Origin of the sequence: Bacillus sp. SIMBA_008, from assembly GCF_046535495.1 — a bacterium.
GTDB classification, from domain to species: domain Bacteria; phylum Bacillota; class Bacilli; order Bacillales; family Bacillaceae; genus Bacillus; species Bacillus subtilis.
The window spans coordinates 1-228 of the sequence record NZ_JAWRWL010001463.1; the positions used below are offsets into that span (position 1 = coordinate 1).

General features: G+C 40.8%; 1 protein-coding gene. It reads left to right on the forward strand.

Annotation, left to right across the window (positions count from 1 at the left end; genetic code table 11):
• Positions 1–228: NTF2-like N-terminal transpeptidase domain-containing protein (locus SB658_RS28340; protein ID WP_410603947.1), on the forward strand; the 228-nt coding region annotated here is incomplete at both ends.

Here is a 228-nt window from a genome sequence, read left to right on the forward strand (position 1 = left end):
TGCTCATGATCTGAACATATCAAAGCTTAACGTCGAAAAACAGGACAAAGGAAATGGGTATCAATTTTCCTATGATGTAACAATGAAAACGTCATTTGGCAAGCTGCACAAGCTTTCTTACAAGGGCGTTCTCTCAGAAGAAGATGACAAATGGAAAGTCGACTGGAAGCCAAATCTCATCTTCCCGCAAATGGAGAAGGGAGATACCATCAAAGTCAAATCAGATCC